Annotated in this window: 2 protein-coding genes; both read left to right on the top strand. The window is 44.5% G+C overall.

Translation table 11 applies throughout. The annotated features are described in order from the left end of the window. The first annotated feature begins 231 nt into the window (after nucleotides 1–231). Nucleotides 232–1,815: a S41 family peptidase gene (locus tag AB4238_RS21825; protein ID WP_372035662.1), complete on the top strand. Its 1,584-nt coding sequence runs from the start codon at nucleotides 232–234 to the stop codon at nucleotides 1,813–1,815. Beyond that, a complete protein-coding gene (locus tag AB4238_RS21820; protein ID WP_372035661.1) occupies nucleotides 1,816–2,217 on the top strand; it encodes a hypothetical protein in 402 nt (133 codons plus the stop codon). The last annotated feature ends 41 nt before the right edge of the window (nucleotides 2,218–2,258 follow it).

Here is a 2,258-nt window from a genome sequence, read left to right as displayed (position 1 = left end):
CCTCCGCCTTGTCAAAATAGCCAATAAACGGCGGCAAAAATAACCGTGAAAGATCAACACCCCCTAGTCATTAACGAGTAGTAGTTAATGTATCTCAAGATGAAAAAATCAACATAACCGAAAACATTAATGCAAATTCACATTGCAAACCGCTACAACTGTAATAAAGTTGCAACTAACGTTGATTGTATTCAGCTGTTCCGTTGAACTAGAGATAATAAAGGATTATTTATGAAGTTGTACTCTACAAAAATGCTGCCACTTATCATTGCTGCAAGCCTTGGTCTATCTGCATGTGGAGGTGATTCAGGTTCTCCTAGCATTACACCGCCTTCTGGTGGCAGTGATGGCCCAACATGGGTGCAGGGAGAGTTTGCTAACGAGTCGAGTTTAATCAACCAATGTAGCGCTAACCAAACGGGTAGTGCATTGACTGAAAAGCTATGGCTGCGTTCATGGAGCAACAATACGTATCTTTGGTACAGTGAAATTGAAGATCGCGATCCTGCGCCTTATTCAGTTGCTGATTACTTTAATCTACTGGTCACAGAGGAGTTATCAGACACAGGCAACAAGAAAGATAACTTCCACTTCTCTATGTCGACCGAAGAATGGGAGCAGCTGAATCAGTCTGGTGCTTCTGTAGGCTACGGTATCAATTTTAAGCTCGATAATGGCTCACAAGTTGGCGCACGAAAAGTCACCGTGACTTATAACGAGCCAAACTCCCCAGCCAGCGCTGCTAATATCACTCGCGGCGCAGTCATTGTAGAAATTGATGGCGTTAGTGTCAGAGATGCCGCTGATAGCGCCAGTATCGACATTATCAATGCAGGCCTATTTCCAAGCGCTGACGGCAAGCAAACGACGTTCACCATTCGAGATTTAGGCGCTTCAGCTGACCGCGAAGTGACGCTAACGGCACAAACCATCGTCTCGACCCCAGTGCAAAACACTAAAACTATTCAAACTGCTAACGGTAAAGTGGGCTACCTGCAATTTAATTCTCATATCGCAACAGCTGAACGTGGGCTATTTGATGCGCTAACCAGCCTAAGCCAAGAAAATGTTGACGATCTTGTTATTGACCTGCGCTATAACGGCGGAGGACTACTCGCAATGGCAAGCCAACTTGGTTATATGATTGCAGGTAAAGAAGCAACCGAAAATAAGATTTTCGAAGAAACCAGCTTTAACGACAAATACCCAAACATTAACCCAATTACCAATCAAGCGCTGTCTCCTATGCCATTTATAGGCGAGACATTGGGTTTTAATACCAGCCTTCTCACAGGTGGAACCCCGCTACCAAGCTTGGACTTGAAAAGGGTTTATGTATTAACCACATCAAGTACCTGCTCTGCCAGTGAAGCGCTTATGAACGGTTTACGTGGTGTCGATATCGAAGTGATTCAAATAGGCGGGACAACCTGTGGTAAGCCATATGGTTTCTACCCAACACCTAACTGTGCTACTACTTACTTCACCATCCAATTTAAAGGCGTTAATGAAAAAGGCTTTGGCGAGTACTCTGACGGATTTGTGCCGTCTACCAGCCCAACACTCGCTAGCGAAGTGCAAGGTTGTGCACTTACTGATGACTTAAATCATGCTCTGGGTGATCCTGATGAGCGCCTGCTAAGTGCTGCACTTTATTATCGTGATAACCAACGTTGCCCAGCGGTTGCTGCTAGCGTATCCCGCGTGTCTGCTCCAAATGATTTTGTTGATGAAGGTTTTATGTTGAAAGACAATCGTAAGCAAACTCTTTGGCAGAACAACCGTATTTTAAGTGACATGCAAGGAGCACACTAAATGTGTAGGCCAGTGTTTAGCCAAATGTTTAAGCTGATATTTAGCGCCATTATTATTGTGGGGTTAAGTGGCTGCAGTGCTTTTGCTGAAGGTGAAACGAAAGCTGTACCTGCAGTGTTAATGTCGGCCGATGCCAATAGCACCAGTCAGCTTGAGCAAGCCATCACCAGTTTACTTAATACCGACAATGTCAAAATTAGCCCGTCGGCATTTGTACAAAGCAGTTTACTGGCCATTGAACGAGCGCCGCATAAAGATGCTACGGGTCAGCTAATCATGGGTAGAACCTATGAGATGCCACAAATGGTGCAGCTGTATATTCAGGGCGATATATGTTCTATAAAGCTGGCTGATGCAGACGAAACTAAACCACTACCGAAGCTAAAATGCAAAGCTGAATAAACACTATTTAGTCATAAAAAACGCCGCTAATGCGTAATGCC

The sequence above is a fragment of the Shewanella sp. 10N.286.45.A1 genome, from assembly GCF_041470405.1.
GTDB lineage: Bacteria > Pseudomonadota > Gammaproteobacteria > Enterobacterales > Shewanellaceae > Shewanella.
Note: the sequence above shows the minus strand (reverse complement) of the source record. Positions and strands in the feature narration are given on the sequence as shown.